15 protein-coding genes and 1 pseudogene (1 of these 16 running past the window's edge) are annotated in these 18,643 nt (G+C 65.5%); 12 read left to right on the top strand and 4 right to left on the bottom strand.

The annotated features are described in order from the left end of the window. Nucleotides 1-329: pseudogene (locus GEV05_18215) on the top strand (hypothetical protein); it begins 463 nt to the left of the window's first position. A gap of 4 nt (nucleotides 330-333) precedes the next feature. After that, entirely contained in the window at nucleotides 334-1,116 is a 783-nt protein-coding gene (locus GEV05_18220) for a tripartite tricarboxylate transporter substrate binding protein (GenBank protein ID MPZ45288.1), read from the top strand. Nucleotides 1,117-1,509: 393 nt separating this feature from the next. Here GEV05_18220 and GEV05_18225 read toward each other — a convergent pair whose 3' ends face one another. After that, nucleotides 1,510-1,770 carry a hypothetical protein gene (locus tag GEV05_18225; GenBank protein ID MPZ45289.1) on the bottom strand — a complete coding sequence of 87 codons (261 nt, stop codon included), beginning with the start codon at nucleotides 1,768-1,770 and terminating at the stop codon, nucleotides 1,510-1,512. Nucleotides 1,771-2,217: 447 nt separating this feature from the next. Between GEV05_18225 and GEV05_18230 the strand changes: the two genes are divergently transcribed. Then, nucleotides 2,218-3,006: an SDR family oxidoreductase gene (locus GEV05_18230; GenBank protein MPZ45290.1), complete on the top strand. Its 789-nt coding sequence runs from the start codon at nucleotides 2,218-2,220 to the stop codon at nucleotides 3,004-3,006. Nucleotides 3,007-3,206: 200 nt separating this feature from the next. Here GEV05_18230 and GEV05_18235 read toward each other — a convergent pair whose 3' ends face one another. Next, a complete protein-coding gene (locus GEV05_18235; GenBank protein ID MPZ45291.1) occupies nucleotides 3,207-4,760 on the bottom strand; it encodes a DHA2 family efflux MFS transporter permease subunit in 1,554 nt (517 codons plus the stop codon). 299 nt (nucleotides 4,761-5,059) lie between these two features. Between GEV05_18235 and GEV05_18240 the strand changes: the two genes are divergently transcribed. The 9 genes from GEV05_18240 (at nucleotide 5,060) to GEV05_18280 (ending at nucleotide 14,779) form a co-directional block, all read left to right on the top strand. Continuing rightward, complete coding sequence (locus GEV05_18240) at nucleotides 5,060-5,695, top strand: FCD domain-containing protein (protein ID MPZ45292.1); 636 nt, start codon at nucleotides 5,060-5,062, stop codon at nucleotides 5,693-5,695. 51 nt (nucleotides 5,696-5,746) lie between these two features. Then, entirely contained in the window at nucleotides 5,747-6,775 is a 1,029-nt protein-coding gene (locus GEV05_18245; protein MPZ45293.1) for a transporter substrate-binding domain-containing protein, read from the top strand. Nucleotides 6,776-6,851: 76 nt separating this feature from the next. Next, nucleotides 6,852-8,060: an ABC transporter permease subunit gene (locus GEV05_18250; protein MPZ45294.1), complete on the top strand. Its 1,209-nt coding sequence runs from the start codon at nucleotides 6,852-6,854 to the stop codon at nucleotides 8,058-8,060. Continuing rightward, nucleotides 8,060-9,163, top strand: coding sequence for an ABC transporter permease subunit (locus tag GEV05_18255; protein ID MPZ45295.1), 1,104 nt, complete (start codon nucleotides 8,060-8,062; stop codon nucleotides 9,161-9,163). Before GEV05_18250 ends, GEV05_18255 begins: the two co-directional genes overlap by 1 nt. A gap of 38 nt (nucleotides 9,164-9,201) precedes the next feature. Further along, entirely contained in the window at nucleotides 9,202-9,930 is a 729-nt protein-coding gene (locus GEV05_18260; protein MPZ45296.1) for an ATP-binding cassette domain-containing protein, read from the top strand. Between the two features lie 27 nt (nucleotides 9,931-9,957). Beyond that, nucleotides 9,958-11,103 carry an aminotransferase class V-fold PLP-dependent enzyme gene (locus GEV05_18265; GenBank protein ID MPZ45297.1) on the top strand — a complete coding sequence of 382 codons (1,146 nt, stop codon included), beginning with the start codon at nucleotides 9,958-9,960 and terminating at the stop codon, nucleotides 11,101-11,103. 15 nt (nucleotides 11,104-11,118) lie between these two features. After that, nucleotides 11,119-12,327, top strand: a complete 1,209-nt coding sequence (locus tag GEV05_18270) for a threonine synthase (GenBank protein MPZ45298.1) — start codon at nucleotides 11,119-11,121, stop codon at nucleotides 12,325-12,327. A 68-nt stretch (nucleotides 12,328-12,395) separates the two neighbouring features. Continuing rightward, the gene (locus GEV05_18275) at nucleotides 12,396-13,373 is read left to right on the top strand and encodes a tripartite tricarboxylate transporter substrate binding protein (GenBank protein ID MPZ45299.1); all 978 of its coding nucleotides are present in this window, start codon (nucleotides 12,396-12,398) and stop codon (nucleotides 13,371-13,373) included. Between the two features lie 14 nt (nucleotides 13,374-13,387). Beyond that, the gene (locus GEV05_18280) at nucleotides 13,388-14,779 is read left to right on the top strand and encodes a hypothetical protein (GenBank protein MPZ45300.1); all 1,392 of its coding nucleotides are present in this window, start codon (nucleotides 13,388-13,390) and stop codon (nucleotides 14,777-14,779) included. 9 nt (nucleotides 14,780-14,788) lie between these two features. Here GEV05_18280 and GEV05_18285 read toward each other — a convergent pair whose 3' ends face one another. Together GEV05_18285 and GEV05_18290 are read right to left on the bottom strand one after the other, a co-directional pair. Beyond that, nucleotides 14,789-16,660, bottom strand: coding sequence for a hydantoinase B/oxoprolinase family protein (locus tag GEV05_18285; protein MPZ45301.1), 1,872 nt, complete (start codon nucleotides 16,658-16,660; stop codon nucleotides 14,789-14,791). Next, complete coding sequence (locus GEV05_18290) at nucleotides 16,524-18,629, bottom strand: hydantoinase/oxoprolinase family protein (GenBank protein ID MPZ45302.1); 2,106 nt, start codon at nucleotides 18,627-18,629, stop codon at nucleotides 16,524-16,526. The genes GEV05_18285 and GEV05_18290 overlap by 137 nt, the downstream gene beginning before the upstream one ends. Nucleotides 18,630-18,643: the final 14 nt, after the last annotated feature.

Raw genomic sequence — 18,643 nt, forward strand, 5'->3', positions numbered from 1 at the left:
GTACCGAGCATCGCCGAAGCCGGTTACCCTGGTTTCAGCCATGTGACCTGGATCGGCATCTTCGTTCCGGCCGGCACGCCGCAAGTGATCATCGCGCGACTCAACAAGGAGATCGTCGCCACGTTGTCGCACCCCGAAGTGCGCGATCGGATCAGCGCGATCGGCGCCGATCCGATCGGCGGCAGTCCGGCAGATTTCGAGGCCATGCTCAAGGCCGATCACGATGCCACCGGCAAGCTGGTCGCGCAGATCGGCTTGAAGGTGGATTGAGGGAACCGGCTCGGTATCACTGCAGGCGCGGTGAGGCCGTGAACCGACGGAGGGATTGACGCCATGGAGCAGGGTCTATTCCGTCTGGCAGCGAGTCTTGCGCTGCTACTGGCTTGCGGCAGCGTGTTCGCCCAGTCCCCCGGCGATGCCCAAGGCTATCCTGGCCGCCCGATCCGCATCATCGTCGCCAACACGGCGGGAAGCGCATTGCGCGACTTCGCGCCTGTCTCGCTCGTCATCACGAGCATCCAGCTGCTCGCGAGCCATCCTTCGGTCGCGGCGACCAACGTGCCGGAGCTTCTCGCGCTCGCGCGCGCCAGGCCCGGCCAGCTCAATTGCGGCTCGTCGGGAGCCGGCAGCTCGAACCATCTCGCCTGCGCCATGCTCGACGTCCTGGGACAGGTCGATATCGTGCACGTGCCATTCAAGGGCACAGTACCGCAGCAGACCGGGCTCATGAGCGGTCAGGTGCAGATCGCGTTCGCCAGTATCCCGACGACCATGACGCACGTGAAGGCGGGAAAACTGCGCGTGCTGGGGCAAGGCGGACCAAAACGCTCGCCCCTCCTCCCTGACCTGCCGACGATCGCCGAGACGCTCCCCGGTTTCCAGGCGACGACGTGGTATGCGCTGCTCGCGCCGCGCGGTACGCCGGCCGCGATCGTGCAGCGGCTGAATGCCGAGGTGGTGAAGGCGCTCAGCGATTCGCCGGTCGCGCAGCGGCTCATCCGTCTCGGGCTCGATCCGGCGCCGTGCACGCCGGCGGAGCTGACCGCCTACCTGAAGGCGGAAACGGAACGCTACGGGCGAATCGTGAAGCAGGCCGGGTTGGCAGGCGGCAAGTAACTTCAGGGGTCATGCATGTGTTGCTGCGCGCAAGGAGGCATTATTCCAGCATGCCGGCCGCCTCGTTCATGACCATCGGCGCGAGGGGCTTGGCGGCTTCGATCGATTCCAGCGTATCGTGCTCACCTCGGCATCCTGGATCGCCGGCCAAACGGACAGCGCGCCGAGGGAAGAACGTCAGCCGATGTGATGCTAGATCTTTTTCTGTCGCATCCCACCGCGCACCGTTAACTTTCAACGCTCCCACTCGGCGTCGATGTGACGACCTTCGGCATGCAATGCCTTGATCGGCCGCCGAAATGACACGGGCCTGCCCTGAACAGTCCCTGAGAGAATTAGGAAGCGCCCGGGCGACCTCGATGCTGCGCATGCGTCTGGAGCCATGACGCCCGGCTAGCGCCTGAACTCGCGAAAGCCCTCGGCACGCGCCAGATCCGCCTTCACGTCGTCGCGGCTGCGCTCGTACACGAGCTCCCGCCCCATGGCGTTACCGGCGTAAGCCGAGCCATTGCGCGTCGGCGTCAGCTCGCAGCGCACGCTGTGGACGCCTTCCCCGAGCACGATCTGGATGCTGCTCAGGCGTTTGCTCAGCACGACGACCTCGAGCATTTGGCCATTGCTGGTAGCGCGTACTTTGATCTTTTCGTCTTTCATGGGCAATCGATTCCGCTGGACGCGGCCGCGATACCGACCGCGGCCCGGGCGCTTCGATGCGACGCATCGACATTGAGCGCTCCACTGGCCCCATAGTGTAGCCTCCGGCGACGATTCTGGCCGAGAAGCGCCCGATGGACACCCGGTCCAATTCGCTCGGCACCTACCGTTCACGGACACGCGCAGCTGGCCCGATCCGGACTTTCAGTCCGTCGAAAAAAGGTGCGCGTCCCCGTAAATCCGATTCGTCCCCGTAAATCCGATTGTGGACGTGGCGTTGGATGTCCTATTCTTTGAACTTCGCGTCATGTCCTCGTGCCTGCGGCTATCGGCCGAGGCCTCGCCTGCATCGATGGCCGTCTCATGGGGCGGTTGAGGCGGGTATGATAAGCAAGAGCGAGCTTTGGTTTTTACCCTCGGCAAAACTGTCCAGGAAGGAACACGGCTATGTCGAACGAATTGTTCGGTAAAGTTGCGGTGATCACGGGTGGCAGCCGCGGTATCGGCCGCGCCATTGCCAAGGTCCTCGCTGCTCATGGCGCGCAAACGGTACTCGCTGCCAAGTCGGAAGCCAACCTCAAGAAGACCGCCGACGAGATCGCCGCGACCAACGCCGCGAAGCCGACCATCGTCGCCGCCGACCTCGGTACCGCTGACGGTTGCCAAGCGCTATTCGAACAGGTGAAGAAGGCGCACGGCCGCTGCGACATCCTGGTCAACTCGGCTGGCGCGACCAAGGCCGGCAATTTTCTCGAACAGTCAGACGAAATCTGGATGGAGGGCTTCGCATTGAAGTTCTTTGGCGCCGTCCGCCTGTCGCGCCTGTTCTGGCCAATGCTGAGCGCCGCGCAGGGCAAGATCGTCAATATCGACGGCGGCATGGCGCGTACTCCAAATCCCGGCAACTTGGTCGGCAGCGCGGTCAATGCGGCCATGGCCAGTTTCGGCAAGGGGTTATCAGGCCTCGGCATCCGTGACGGGGTCAACGTAAACACCATTCACCCGGGCCGCACCGAAACCGACCGCAATGCCGAGCTCGTCAAACAGCAAGCCGCTGCCGAGGGCAAGACGGTAGAGCAGGTCGCGGCCGAAACGGCCAAGAAAGCCGGTGTCCGCCGCTTGGGCCAACCGGAGGACATTGCGGCGCTGGCGCTCTTCCTGGTCTCCCCGGCCGCGAGTCACATCCAGGGCGCGTCGATCTCGGTCGACGGCGGCGGAACCAAGGGGCTGTTTTGATCGTTACCGGCCGATTCGCGACGGAACCCGTATTGCCTCGCTCCACCACTTATCGAGCGTTCCCTATTTCATGTCACGCGCGTCCCTCACCCCCAACCCCTCTCCCGGGGGGAGAGGGGAGCGTCGCGTCCGTATTGGACTGTCGTCCAATACGGAACGATCAATAAACAGATCCATCGCGCGTGGTGAACGCCCGACTGCTATCGGGCCCTGCGACCCATGAGCCATGCAGGAATGAACGCCAGGATGAACACGAACGTGACGATCATGAAGCAATCGCGGAATGCCAAGGTGTAGGCCTGCGCATAGATGACCTTGCCGAGGAAATGAAGCGCGCCGGCCGATTGCAACTCGGGCGATGCGCCGGCCTGCGCGAGCAATTGCTCCACCGCGTTCAGCAGCTCCCTGGTACTGCTGTTGGCCGCGGTTTCCATGCTCGTGAGCCGGTCGCTGTAGAAGAAGGTGTCGCGATCTAGCGATACCGACAGCAGATTGACGCCGAACGCACCGCCGAGCTGGCGGAAGAAGTTGATCATTCCCGCACCCTGCCGCAGCTGTGTTGTCTGCAGCGATCGCATCGCGGTGGCGTTCAGCGTCGGGTTGATGAGCGATTGGCCGACGCGACTGACCACGACGCAGAAAAGCATCCACGAAAATGCCGTATTGACGTCGACGTCGCGCATCCAGTAGGTCGAGACCGCGAAGCTCGCCAGACCGGTGATGAGCAGCGCGCGCGCCGGCAGCCGGTCGCAGAGATAACCGCCCAGCGGCATGAAGATGCCGAGCAGCAGCGCTCCCGGCATTAGGAGAAGCCCGGCATCGAGAGGCGTGAGCCCCTGCACCGTCTGCACGAACAAGGGAATGAGGAAGGTCGTGCCGAACTGCCCGATTCCGAACACGATGGCGACGCATGCCGCAGCAGCGAACGCCCCGACCTTCAGCACGCGCAGCTGGACCAATGGCTGCGGCACATAGAGCTCCCAGGCGATTAACGCGATGCCCGCGCCTGCCGCGACCAAGAGCGATCCCACGACGAAATCGGACTCCCAGCCCTCGCGCTGCCCGTTGGACAGTCCGCCGAGCAGGCAGGACATCGTCGCGCACAGCAACGCGAAGCCCACCCAGTCGAAGTTGGCGCGCTTGTCCGTGTCCTCGCGCTCCGGCATCAGGAGGCTCCCGAACAGGATCCCGACGAGGCTGAACGGCAGCGCCATGTAGAAGATGGCGCGCCAGTTGAAGTACTCGATCAGGAGCCCGCCCAGCGTCGGCCCGATCGCAGGTCCCAGTATCGTGTTGATGCTGAAGTATCCCATCGCCATCCCGCGCCGTTCGGGCGGGAATACGCTGAACAGCGTGAACATCGTCAGCGACTGCAGCACGCCCGCCATCAACCCTTGCACCACCCGTGCGCCGACCAGCACCAGTTCGTTCGGACTGTGCGCGGCCACCATCAGCGAAGCAACGAAGATGCACAGCCCAACGACGAAGGTCCTGCGCTGGCCGAAGCTCGCGATCAGCCATGCGCTCAGGAGCTGCCCGACGGTCTGGCCCGCCAGGTTTCCGGTCATGATCCATTGGGCGCGGTCCTGGCCGATGCCGAATGCGCCCATGATGTCGGGCAGGGCGACGTTGACTGTCGTGGTGGTCACGATTGCGGACACGGTCCCCAGCAATGCGACCACGGTGACATAGATGCGATAGCGCGGGCCGTAGCGCGCGAACAGCAGTTCCGCGGACTCAGCGGCGCGGGACATTGCGGCGAACGTCTGCGAGTGCGTGTAATGCCATGCTATCTATTGTGTCGAAGTGCGACGACAAGCGGCGCAAGTAATCCGCGCTGAAGTGTTGGTATCCGAAATTCGCAGGCAAGCTCAGGGGCGGAACCGACCCCTGCCGAAGTCTACCCCAGCTGTCGTTCGAATTTCTGGACAGTACGCACGTCTTTACTCGGGTGCCGCGAGGCTCTCCCCGCTTGACAAATACGCGGTACTCCGGTGGTATACCGGCTTATGGACCGACTAAGGCCCTGCATCGCGACACCGCCTACCGCCAAGTGCTCGATCTCATCGTGAGCGGAGCGTTCGACCGGCACTCACCGCTCTCCGAGCGGGGCCTTGCAGACTCCCTGGGGCTCAGTCGCACGCCCGTGCGCGAGGCGCTGCGGGAGCTGGCGCGCGACGGCTTGCTTGAAGCGGTACCGGCCCGCGGCACCTTCGTTCGCGTGCTCATGATCGATGATCTGCGCGAGCTCTACGAGGTGCGTTACGGGCTCGAGGGGGTTGGCGCGACGCTCGCTGCGTCCTATGGCCCGAGCGAGGACCTCTTGGCCTACGCCCCGGTCTTGCGCCGCCTGCTTGAAACGGACGCCGATCCTGCCGAGGCCTACGACGTCGGCGCCCGGTTCCATCTCGACGTCATGGCGTGCGCGCGCAACCGCCTCCTGCTCGACATCTACGAGCCGATGCGCCTGCGGGCCCAGCTCGCGCTGGGGCTCCCGCGCACTTACGACCATGCGCGCGTGCGCGAGTCGGTCTCCGAGCACCTCGCCATCCTCGATGCGGTCGAGGCGCGCGATGGCGAGCGCGCGCAGTCGCTGATCGTCGAGCATCTCGCGCGCGGACTCGACGCGCGCCTGAAGATCTTTTCCCGTTTCAAGGCCGGCGCGGCGGCGGGGGGGAAGCCCGCCTGAGCCGCATCCCGCACCCGATTGACAACGAAGACGTAACCCGGAGGAGAAAAAATGCGCAAACATTGCTTGTTACTGATGTTGTCGTCCGTACTGCCGGTGCTGATCGGCACCAACCCTGCAATCGCAGGGCCGACCGTCGATGCGATCAAGGAGCGCGGCAAACTGATCTGCGGTGTCGGCAACCGACCGGGCTGGTCCGCGCTCGACAGCCAGGGCAAGTGGCGCGGACTCGATGTCGATACTTGCAAGGCGGTCGCTGCCGCCGTGCTGCGCGACCCCGAGAAGGTGCAGTTCGTGAAGACGACGACACAGACGCGCTTCACGGTGCTGCAAACGGGCGAGGTCGACATGCTCACCCGCAACGTCACCTGGACGCTCTCGCGCGACGCCAAACTCGGCGTCGATTTCGTCGCGCCGACCTTCTACGACGGCCAAGGCTTCATGGTCCCGAAGAAATTGGGCGTGAAGGACGTGAAGGGCCTCGACGGCGCGACGGTGTGCGTGCTGCCGGGATCGACGTCCGAGAAGGTCGCCGCCGACGTCTTCGGCCAGAACAAGATCAAGTACACGCCGGTCGTGATCCAGACGCAGCAGGAGATCAACACCGCGTTCTTCGGCGGACGCTGCGACGTGCACATCCAGTCGACTTCGGGCCTGAGCTCGACGCGAGCGACGGTCGCGCCGAACCCGGCCGACTACATCATCCTGCCTGGCATTTACGGCAAGGACCCGATGGGGCCGGTGGTACGCCAGGGCGACGCGCAGTGGAAGGACATCGTCGCATGGGTCGTCTACGCGATGATCGAGGCGGAGGAGAGCGGCATCACCTCGAAGAACGTCGACGAGATGCGCAAGACGAGCAAGGATTCGAACGTGCAGCGCCTGCTCGGCAGCAAGGACAAGCTCGGCGCGGACCTCGGGCTCGACCCCGAGTGGGCCTACCGCGTGATCAAGACGGTGGGCAACTATGGCGAAATGTTCGACCGCAACGTCGGCAAGAATTCCCCGCTGAAGCTCGAGCGCGGCATCAACGACCTGTGGACGCACGGCGGGTTGATGTACTCGCCGCCGTTCAAGTGACCGGCGGTTTTCGCGCCGGGCGCCGCAGACCGGCCAGCGCCGGCGCGACGCGCGCAACCGTCCCGCCTGCGGCGCGATGACGCCAGTATTCCGCAAGGGCGGGCGACGCCCACCGCCGCCGCGGCCGCCCCTCGACCCGCGCACGCTCTGGCACAGCACGAGCTTTCGCGCGATCGCGCTGCAGGCGCTGGTGATCATCGTCGTCATCGGCGCGGCGGCGTTGATGATCGAGAACGCGATGAACGCGCTGTCGAAGCGCGGCATCTCCACGGGCTTCGGGTTTCTCACGGGCGAGGCGGGCTTCCGCATCGGCGAGTCCCTGATCCGCTTCGACGCCGAGGACAGCTACCTGCGCGCCTACGCCGTCGCGATTCTCAACACGTTGAAGGTGTCGATCCTGAGCGTGCTGCTCGCCACGCTGATCGGAATGATCGTCGGCATCGGGCGGCTGTCCCGCAACTGGCTCATCTCGCGCCTTGCCGCGGGCTACGTCGAGCTCTTCCGCAATACCCCGCAGCTCGTGCAGATCGTGTTCTGGTATACGGCGGTGACGCTGCTCCCCAACGTGCGGCAGGCGTGGAATCCCGTGGCGGACGTTTACCTCAGCAAGCGCGGCCTGACGCTCCCCTGGCCCGAAGCGCACCCGGCGTGGTGGTGGACGCTCTTCGCCTTCGCCGCGGCGGCGGGCGTGGTGGCGTGGCTGTCGGTGCGCGCAAAGCAAAGGCGCCGGGCGGGGCTTTCCGCCTCGATACGGGGGACGCAACTCGCCGCGCTGCTCATGGCTGCGCCCGTCGCGACATGGCTTCTCGCGGGAGCGCCGGCTGCGATCAGCGTGCCCGCGCTCGCGGGATTCAACTTCCGCGGCGGTGCGACCCTCTCGCCGGAATTTCTCGCGCTCCTTCTCGGGCTGTCGCTCTACATCGCGGCATTCATTGCCGAGATCGTGCGCGCGGGCATCCAGTCCGTGCCGCGGGGGCAGATCGAGGCGGCGAATGCGATCGGGCTTACGCGCCTTCACCTCTACTCGCGCGTGATCCTGCCGCAGGCGCTGCGCGTGATGATCCCGCCGGCGACCGCGCAGTACGTGAGCACGATCAAGAACAGCTCGCTCGGGGTCGCGATCGGCTATCCCGAGCTCTTTAACGTGAGCAACACCATCATCACGCTGAGCGGCAACACCGTCGAGGCGATCGTCATCATGATGGCCGTCTACCTCACCATCAGCTTCATCATCGCGGCGCTGATGAACTGGTACAACCACGCGGTGCGCATCCGGGAGCGCTGATGCACGATGCCGCCATCACCCTAGCGCCCGGTTCCCGCCGTCGCGCGCCGCGCGAGCAAGCGGGCGTGCTCACCTGGATGCGGCGCAACCTGTTCAACGGCGTGTACAACACGCTCCTGACGGTGCTCGTCGCGATCGCGCTTGTCCTCACTGTGCCGGGGGTAATCACGTGGGCCGTCACGGATGCGGTATGGAGCGGCCCGGGCGCCCAGTGCCGCGCCGCGACCGGCGCGTGCTGGGCAATCATCGCCGAGAAGTACCGCCTGATCCTCTTCGGCACCTACCCGTATGACGAGCACTGGCGTGCGACGGCTGCGATGGCGATCATCGTCGGCCTCGCGATCGTCTCCGGTTTTCGGCGGTTCTGGTCCTACCGCCTGTTCTGGACGTGGCTGGTCGCGCTCGGGGCGGCGCTCACGCTCATGTTCGGGGGCGTTTTCGGCCTGAGCCCAGTCGGCACGCACCAGTGGGGCGGGTTGCCGCTGACGCTCATCATCTTTGTGGGAACGGTAGTCGGTGGAATGCCGCTCGCGGTGCTGCTCGCGCTCGGGCGCCGCTCCGAGCTTCCGGTCATCAAGGCGCTGTGCGTCGGCGTGATCGAGATCACCCGCGGCGTACCGCTCATCACCGTGCTCTTCATGGCCTCCCTGATCCTGCCGCTTTTTCTCCCGCCCGGCGTGACGATCGACAAGCTGCTGCGCGCGCAGCTCGGCATGATCGTTTTTTTCGCGGCGTACGCCGCGGAGATCGTGCGCGGAGGCCTGCAGGCAATCCCGCGCGGGCAGACCGAGGCCGCCGACGCCATCGGGCTGTCCTACTGGCAGCGCACGCGGCGCATCATCCTCCCCCAGGCGCTGCGCATCGTCATCCCGGCGCTTATGAACGACATCATCCGCGCCTTCAAGAACACGACTTTCGTCAGCATCATCGGCCTCTTCGACGTGCTGGGCGCGACCTCGGCGGCGATCCAGGATCCGGAGTGGGTGCTCTATGCGCCTGAGGCGTACCTCTTCATCCTCGCGCTCTACTTCCTGTTCTGCTTTTCCATGTCGAAGTACAGCGCCGGCGTCGAGCGGGATCTCAACACCGGCCGCGGCTATTGAGAAGGCAAATGAGCGAAGCATCGAATTCCAGCGGCGCGATGATCGAGTTGCGCGACGTCAACAAGTGGTTCGGGGATTTCCACGTGCTGCGGGACGCGAGCCTCACCGTCCGGCGCGGCGAGCGCGTGGTCGTGTGCGGGCCGTCGGGCTCGGGCAAGTCGACCATGATCCGCTGCATCAACCGGCTGGAGGTGCACCAGGAGGGAACGATCCGGGTCGACGGCGTTGAACTTACCGACGACGTGCGCCGCATCCAAAGCGTGCGGCGCGAGGTCGGCATGGTGTTTCAGAGCTTCAACCTGTTTCCTCACATGACGGTGCTCGAGAACCTGACGCTCGGGCCGAGCCTCGTGCAGCGCGCGCCGATGCCGGACGCCGAGGAGCAGGCGATGGCACTCTTGAAGCGCGTGCGCATCCCCGAACAGGCGCGCAAGTTTCCCGGGCAGCTCTCGGGCGGGCAGCAGCAGCGGGTCGCCATCGCGCGCGCCCTCATGATGAAGCCCAAGGTGATGCTTTTTGACGAACCGACCTCGGCGCTGGATCCCGAAATGATCAGCGAAGTGCTCGACGTGATGGTCGAGCTCGCCGCCGAAGGCATGACGATGATGGTGGTCACGCACGAGATGGGGTTCGCAAGACAGGTCGCGGACCAGATGGTGTTCATGGACGACGGCGAAGTCATCGAGGCCGCGCCGCCGCAGGAATTCTTCGCCAATCCCCGGAGCGAGCGCACGCGGTTGTTCCTCAGCCAGATCCTTTCACACTAGGACCTTTCACTTAGAAGGAGTAACGGAATGAACATACGCGAGAATGCCGTCGCCCCGGACTGGCAGGCGCTGCGGCGCCAGTTTCCGACGCTCGAGCACTGCACCTACGTCAACGCCGCGCAGAAGGCGCCGCTTGCGCGGTGGGCGGAAGAGGCGATCGCCGAGTGGGTGCGCGACGTGTACGAGAACGCGGGCGAGAACGCCTTCTCGATGGACCGCGTGGAGGAGACACGCGCCGCGGTCGCACGGCTGCTCGGGGTACCCGCCGCAACGCTGGCGCTCATCAAGAACACCTCCGAGGGCGTCAACATCATCGCGCACGGCCTGGCGCTCGGGCCTGGCGATAACGTGCTCGTGAGCGAGGCCGAGCACGAGAACAACACCTTTCCGTGGCGCTACCTCGCCTCGCGCGGCGTAGAGGTGCGGTTCGTGAAGCCGGAAGCGGACGGGCGGATTCCCGTGCCGGCATACGAGAAGATGATCGACCGGCGCACGCGGGTTGTCGCCGCGGCGTGGGTCACCTACGGACTCGGGTATCGCACTGACCTTCCGGCGCTCTCGAAGCTTTGCCGCGCGCACGACGCACTGCTCGTTGTCGACGGCGTGCAGGCGCTCGGCGTGCTCGCGACGCCGCTTTCGGATCTCGGCGCGGACGCGGTAATCTCCGGCGGCCACAAGGGTCTCTACAGTCTCGCGGGCGCGGGCTGCATGTACGTGCGCGAGGATCTCATCGGGAAAATCACGCCGCCGTACGCGGCGAAGTACAGCTTCGCATCGAACGACCGCATGCGCGCGAAACTCGAGCTCGCGCCCGATGCGCACCGCTTCGAGTACGGCAACCCGAACTTCCTCGGCATCTGGGTGCAGCGCCGCTCGGCCGAGATGCTGATGGAGATCGGCCTGCATAACATCGAGGCACGGATCAGGGATCTCACGACCTACGCGATGGATAGCGCGGACCAGCGCGGAATCCGCGTGCGCACGCCGGCCGACTGGCGCGAGCGCGCCGGGATCGTGAGCTTCGATACGGGAGCGGAAAGCAAGGCGATCGTCGCGCGGCTCAAGCGCAATCACATCATCGTGAGCGAGAAGGACGGGCACATGCGCGCCTCGGTCAGCTTTTTCAACAACGAGGCCGACATCGACGCGATGCTCGATGTCATGAAGGGCTGAGCCGGGAAGAGAGTGATGAGCTATGTGGACGGCATCGTCCGCTGGAGTGACGGCGGCGAGCTTGCGGACGGTGCGCCAGCCGGATGCGCGGCCGGAGATTTTCCGGTCGTTCGCTACGATTTGTCCCGCCTTGCACGCGAGATCGACCGCGATGTCTTTGCGCGCGGACCCGCATCGCTATGGCGTTATGCGCCCCTGCTCTCGGCACAGCACCCGGAAAACGCCGTCACGCTCGGCGAAGGGTGGACGCCGCTGGTTCCCATGCCGCGCCTTGGCGAATCGATCGGCTGCGGCCGGCTATGGGCGAAGGACGAGGGGCGTAACCCGAGCGGAACGTTCAAGGACCGTGGCGCGAGCGTGGCCGTGACGCGGCTGCGCGAACTTGGTGTAAAGACGGTCGTGCATAACAGCTCGGGAAACGCGGGCGGCTCGTGGGCTCTTTACGCGGCGCGCGCCGGCCTGCGCTGCGTAAACCTGCTGCCTGCCGACGCGCCGCCGGCGAGCCTCGCGCAGAGTCTGCTCGCCGGGGCGGACACGGTGATCCTCGATGGACCCTGGCAATCCTCCGGCGCGATGGTCGCAAGCGCGGCGGCCGATGAGGGCTGGTTCAACATGGGCACGCTGAAGGAGCCGCACCGCGTCGAGGGCAAGAAGACAATGGGGCTCGAAATCGCCGAGCAGCTCGGCTGGCGCCTGCCGGACGCGATCGTCTATCCCACCGGGGGCGGCGTGGGCGCCATCGCGATGTACAAGGCGTTCCGGGAATTGCAGGCGCTCGGCTGGGTGGAGAAGGGGCCTTTGCCCAGATTGCTCGTGACCCAGTACGCGGGCTGCGCGCCCATCGTGCGCGCTTTCGATGAAGGCGCGGATCACGCCGAGGTATGGACCGAGCTCGACGTGCTGCCCGGTGGCCTGAAGTCGACGCGTCCCCCCGGCGACCGCGCGGTGCTGGAGTTGCTGCGCGAGACGGGCGGCGCAGCGATCGCGGTCCCGACTGCGGAGGCGCTGCGTGCGGTGGCGGAGATCGCGCGGCGCGAAGGCTTGTTTCCATGTCCTGAGGCCGCGACGACGATTGCCGGTCTGACCCAGGCATTTGCCCGGGGCACGCTCGATCGCGAGGCGGAGATCGTCGTGCTTCTTACGGGTTCGGGGCTCAAATCGGTTCCGCAGCTACCGGCCACCGGCGCGCGCACCGTCCCGGAAGGCGGCCGCCTCTCGCGCTGACGCGCACCGCTATGCCGGCCTTATACTCATAGCCCCACCCGGTTGTTTGGCGCGATAGGAGGCATTCCATGTCCCGTTCGACCCGCCCTCTCCTGCTTCTCCCGAGCGTCCTCGCCGCGATGTCGGCGCCGCTGTCAGTTCTCGCGCAGGATTACCCGAGCAAACCCATCCGCTGGATCATCCCGTATTCGCCCGGCGGGACTTCCACTTTTCTCGCACGAATGATCGCCGAGAAGCTGACCGAGGCGTGGAAGCAGCAGATCATCATCGACAACCGCACCGGCGCCAACGGCAATATCGGAACCGCGGCGGCGGCAAGAGCGGCACCCGACGGCTATACGATGGTGCTCGTGGCGAGCACGTACACGATGAACCCGGCGGTCTATCCGAATCTACCGTTCGACAGCGAAAAGGATTTCACGGGGGTGACGACGCTGCTCTGGCAACCGTACGTGGTGTCGGTGCACCCGACCCTGCCGGTCGCGACGGTGAAGGAGTTGCTTGCGCTCGCCCGGGCGAAACCCGGCCAGATCGATTACGGTTCCGGAGGCGTGGGCAATGCGACGCATATTGCCATCGAGCGATTCGCGACGATGGCCAAGGTGAAGCTCAAGCACGTGCCGTACAAGGGCGTGGGAAACTCGATCACGGGGCTGCTGACGGGCGAGGTTCAGCTCCTGTTCGGCTCGGCGGTGGCGATTCAGCCCCATCTGCACTCGGGCAGGATCAAAGTGCTGGCGGTCACGGGGCTCAAGCGCGTCGGTAGCCTCCCGAATGTGCCGACCGTCGCCGAAAGCGGAGTGCCGGGTTTCGAGGAAGGCAACTGGCAAGCAGTGCTTGTGCCGTCGGGAACGCCCGGCGCGATCGTGTCCAGACTCAATCAGGAGCTCGTGCGCATCGTGAAGGAGACCGACGTGAACGCCCAGATACGAAAGGTCGGAGCGGACGTGATCGGGGACACACCCGAGCAGACCAACGCGCGCATCCGCCAGGACCTCAAAAGGTACGGCGAGCTCATCAAGCGCCTCGACATCAAGCTCGAATAGGGTCTACCCCCGAAATGTTACCGACCGCAGGGCATACCCCCGACAAAGCCAAGCCGCCCGAGTATCTGCTCGAGATCGTCCATTTCCTCTGCACGACGCGATTCGAGGATCTGCCGGCACCGGTGATCGACCGCTGCAAGCGCCTCATCGCCGACACTTTCGGCGTCGTCACGGCCGGCAATCAGACCGAGGAGCTCAAGGCGCTCGCCGCCGGCTATCTCAAGGACGCGCGTCCCGGCCCGAGCTGGGTGATCGGCACGCCGCACCGCGCGGCGGTGCGCGACGCGGGTTTCCTGAACGGCGTCGCAAGCACGTTTCACGACTTCGACGAAGGGAACACCGTCGCGAGCGCCCATCCGGGGAGCCAGATGGTCCCTGCGGCGATCGCCGCCGCGCAGGCGTTCGGCGTCTCGGGGCGCGATTTCATGCTTGCGGTCGTCATGGCGTACGAAGCGTGCGCGCGCGTCAGCATGGCTTCGAAAATGCGAGTGAGCGTCCCGCAGCACGGCAACGTCGGGGTGATCGGCTCGGCCGTGGCGGCGGCGCACATGATGCGATTCGACCAAGATCGCATGCGTCACACGATCAATGCCGCCGCGATGATGGCGATGACCGCAAACCGCCAGGCGATGCTCGACGAAGCGACGACGCGCAACGTCTTCTCCGGTCATTGCGCGCTGGCAGGGCTCATCGCCATGCAGATGATCGAAGCGGGCTTCACCGGCCAGCGCGACGGGATCGGTTATACCTACAGCACCGTCATCGCCGACGGGTTCGATCCCGCGCGCATGGTGGCGGGGCTGGGGACCGACTGGCTGATGACGAAAGGTTATTTCAAGCTGCATCCGACGGGACGCTTCTCGCACGCCGCGATCGATGCGTTCCAGGCGGCGCTCGCGACAGTGCCCGCCGGGAGCATCAAGGCCGCCGACATCGAGCGCATCGATGTGAGAGCGTTCCAGCTCGCATCGCTGCTGTCGGGCAGAAAAATCACGACGAGCTTCGGCGCGAAGTTCTCGATTCCTTTCGCGCTCGCGACGATACTCGTGCACGGACGTTCGGGCGTTGACTGCTTCGACATCGAGGCGGTGCGCAATCCCGAGATTCAGGCCCTCACCGCGAAAGTCCACGTAGTCGAAGAACCCGCTTATACGAGCCAGTATCCCGAGAAGCACCTGTGCGACGTGGCGATCCGCCTCGACGACGGCCGCACGATCGAAGGGCACTGCGAGATCATGAAAGGCGAGGTGGAAAATCCGCACCGGCCGGAAGACGTCGAGAAGAAATTCTTCGATCTCACGCTGCCGGTGTGGGGCGCGGACCGGGCGGAAAAGCTTTACGCGGGGCTGCTCTCGCTCGAGAGCGTGCCGGATATGCGGACCTTCGGGAAGGATTTCGCGTTGTAGGCGTTCTTATCAGTCCGCCCGCCGGCGTTTGTCGCGCTCCCAGCGCGTGGCCTCAAGGTCGAGCCGGAGCGTCTGCGCGCAGATTACGACGCCGTACTCCTCGAAGGCATGGCGCACGCTCATCTTCTCCTGTCGAACGTCCTCGAGCACGGCGGCGGGATCACGCTCGAACGGATCACCATAGCCACCCGAAGCCGCCATTTCGCCGCGAAACACGTCGCCTCGGCGGATCGTCCCCATGAACTTCGACGGGATGCGCTGCTCGTTCGGCGTGCCCTTGTTCAGATACGACCGCGCCGATGCGCCCGACTTCCCGCCAAAGAGTCCCCACGGCGCGAAACGCTCACGGTCCGAGCGAAGCTGTAGCATTGCCTCGCCTGCCAGCAGTCGATAGCTTCGCACCAGTGCCAGCGCGCCACGATATTTGCCGGGTCCGCCGGTGTCCGGCAGGAACCCGTATTCCTCCATGAGGATCGGATTTTCCGCTTCGACCAGTTCCACCGGCGTGTTGGCCATGTTTCCCAGGCAATACGGACCGGCGTCCTGGCCGTCGCGATCGGGACCGCCGCCCAGCCCCGAATTGTTGTGGAAGTCGAGATACAGGAACGGTTTGCGGTTCCTGTGACGGCCGGCGATCACGATCGCGAATTCCGAGCCACCGACGCACGCCGGCATGCGATCGGGCAGCATCTGCGCGAGCGCGCCGAGCACGACCATGCGCACACGGTGTCCGCCCTGTCCGCGCGCCCCGAGCGCCGCCGGGTACACCGGATTCACCCAGCAGCCTTCCGGCGCGATCACCGTGATCGGGCGGTAGAAGCCGGCATTGTTGGGCATGTGCGGATCGAACACCGAGCGCAGCGCGGCGTAGGTGCACGACGCGGTGAACCAGTAGTTGGTGTGCAGCGCACCGCCGGTCTGCGCGGACGTACCGCTGAAATCGGCGACGATCGTGTCGCCCTTCACCGTGAGCTTCACCTGGATCTTCACCGGACCGCTGCCGATGCCGTCATCGTCGTTCCAGTCGGCGAACTCGTACTCGCCTGCGGGCAGTTGCCGGATGCCTTCGCGGGTCAGACGCTCGCTGTAATCGACGAGTTCCTTCATGTAGCGGTCGAGCTCGTCGGGCGGATGATCCGCAGCCACTTTCAGGAGCTCCTTCTCCCCCAGGCCGAGCGCCGCCATCTGCGCCTTGAGGTCTCCCGCGTTGCGTTCGGGTACGCGCACGTTGTGCTCGATGATGCGCCATAGCGTGCGGTTCACCTGACCGCGCTCGACGATCTTCGATGGCGGGATGCGCAAGCCTTCCTGGTGGATCTCGTTCGAGTCCGCGGCGTTGCCGCCCGGCACGCGCCCGCCCATGTCAGTGTGATGCAGGATCAGGCCGAGAAACGCGATGCGGCGACCGTCCATGAATACCGGCTTGAACATGAAGATGTCGTTCAAGTGGCTGCCACCAGCATACGGGTCGTTGCTCGCGAGGATGTCGCCTTCGTGGATGTCTTCGCCGAAGTAGTCGAGGCAGCCGCGCAGCGCCGGCATCGTCGCGCCGAGGTGCACGGGGACCGCAAGACCCTGGGCAACCATCTGGCCGTCGGTGTCGCAGATCGATGCCGAAAAGTCCATGTTGTTCTTCACCACCGTCGAACGCGCCGTGCGCACCACCGCGAGCATCATGTTGTCGGCGATCGAGACGAGCCGGTTCTTGATGAGCTCGCGTTTGACGGGATCGATGTCCATCGGCTCAGTCCTTCGCGTCGCGTTCCATGACGATGTCGTTCCAGCGGTCAAGCCGCGCAGACCAGCCGGGGCGCACCACCGTCGTCGTGTCGTATTCCTCGATGATGAGCGGCCCCGGCCGCGCCTTTCCGGCGAGCACATTACGCGCGATCACCGGGGTGTCGCGCCAGCCGAGCTCGCGGCCGAAATAGGCCTTGCGCGTCGTCTGCACGGCACGGTCCTCGCGGTCGCGCTCCAACCGGTGCGGTACGCGCGGCGTCTCGGATACGCCCTGGCCGATCACCTTCAGCGCGACGAACTGGACGGGCTCGGTATCCGAGCGGTAGCCGTAGGTGAGCTCGTGCGCTTCGCCGAATGCCGCGCTCGCGTGCGTGAGGCTCATGGCGCTTAGCGGCCAGCCTTCGATCGGCACCGTCAGCGCCGCCGACTGCGCCACGTGCTTCATCTCGCCGTAGACCGCGATGCGCTGGCGCGGTGCCGGGAATCCTTCGCGCTGGAGAAGACCGCGCGCTTCCTCGATCAACGGACCGGCCGCCGCCGTCAGGTCGTCCACCGTAACCGTGTCGAAGCGGCGGTAGAACGCCGTCACGAAATGGTGCTCGACGTCGGCGAAGAGCATGCCGAGCGCGCTGAAGAGACCGGCCACGGGCGGCACGATGATGCGCGTGATTCGCAGCGTCTCTGCAAGATTGGCCGCATGCACGCCGCCGTTGCCGCCGATCGCGAGCAGGCCGAACTGAGATGCGTCTCGGCCGCGCTCGGTCGAGACCCCGTGCAGCGCTTTCATCATGTTCGAGTTGGCGATCAGGTGGATGCCGTAGGCGGTCTCGGTCACATCAAGGTCAAGCCGCGATCCGAGCACGGCCACGGAGGCTTCCGCCTTCGCACGCACGATCGGGAGCTCCCCGCCGCACAGCACGTCGGGATTGAGATAGCCGAGGAGCACGTTCGCGTCCGTCACCGTCGCCGCCGTGCCGCCGCGGTCGTAGCAGGCCGGTCCGGGCTCGGCGCCCGCGCTGCGCGGTCCCACCTGCATGCCGCCGGCGGCGTCCACTGTCGCCATGCTGCCGCCGCCTGCGCCGACCTCGGCGATGTCGATCGTCGGCACCTGCACGACATAGCCTGCGCCTTGGATGAGGCGGTGCCCGAGCGCGGCGCCACCGCCGACCTCCGTCTCGGGACACAGGCCGTACGCGCCGCGATGGATGAGCGAAGCTTTCGCCGTGGTGCCGCCCATGTCGAAGACGATCAAGTCGCCGAGATCGACACTCTCCCCGAGCCGCTGGGCACCGACCACGCCGGCGGCGGGACCCGACTCGATCACGTACACCGGGTTCTTCGCGGCGAGCGGACCGGGCAACAAGCCCCCGCTCGACTGCATGATCATGAGCGGAGCCGGAATGCCGATCCGGCGCAGGCGCTCGTCCAGCGAGCGTACGTAACGCTCGACGACAGGCCGGATGTACGCGTTCACCACGATCGTGCTGGTGCGCTCGTACTCGTTGATCTGTGGCAGGAGCTGGACGGACGCGGAGATCGATACGCCGGGCAGGATTTCCGCGAGATACCGGCTCGCCGCGAGCTCGTTCTCCGGGTTCGCGTATGAGTTGATGAAACACACCGCGACGGCGTCGATCGCGTTCTTGCGAATCACGTGGGCGGCCGCATCGAGGTCTTCGGCGCTTACCGGCGCGAGCACCGTGCCGTCACTCATCATACGCTCGCGTACTTCGAGGCGAAGCCTGCGCTCCACCAGCGGCTCTGGCTTGCGGTAGCTCATGTCATAGAGGCGCGGCGAGCGGAAGCGGGCGATCTCGAGCACGTCGCGGAAGCCCCTGGTCGTGACGAGCGCGACACGCACGCCCCGTCGCTCGATGATCGCGTTGGTCGCCACCGTCGTGCCGTGGGCGAACTCCGCGATGGCGGCGGCAGGCACGCGTGCCTCCGCCAGCAGGTCACGGATACCGTCCTCAATCGCTGCGCTGTAGTCCTCCGGCGTGGACAGCACCTTCTTACTGGAGAGCCGCCCGTCGCTGCGCAGGAGCACGAGGTCGGTGAAGGTGCCGCCGATGTCGACGCCCAGCGTGAGTCGATGTTGTTTCGAGCCCATCACTCGATAGTACG

The sequence above is a fragment of the Betaproteobacteria bacterium genome (assembly GCA_009377585.1).
In the GTDB taxonomy this organism is placed as follows: domain Bacteria; phylum Pseudomonadota; class Gammaproteobacteria; order Burkholderiales; family WYBJ01; genus WYBJ01.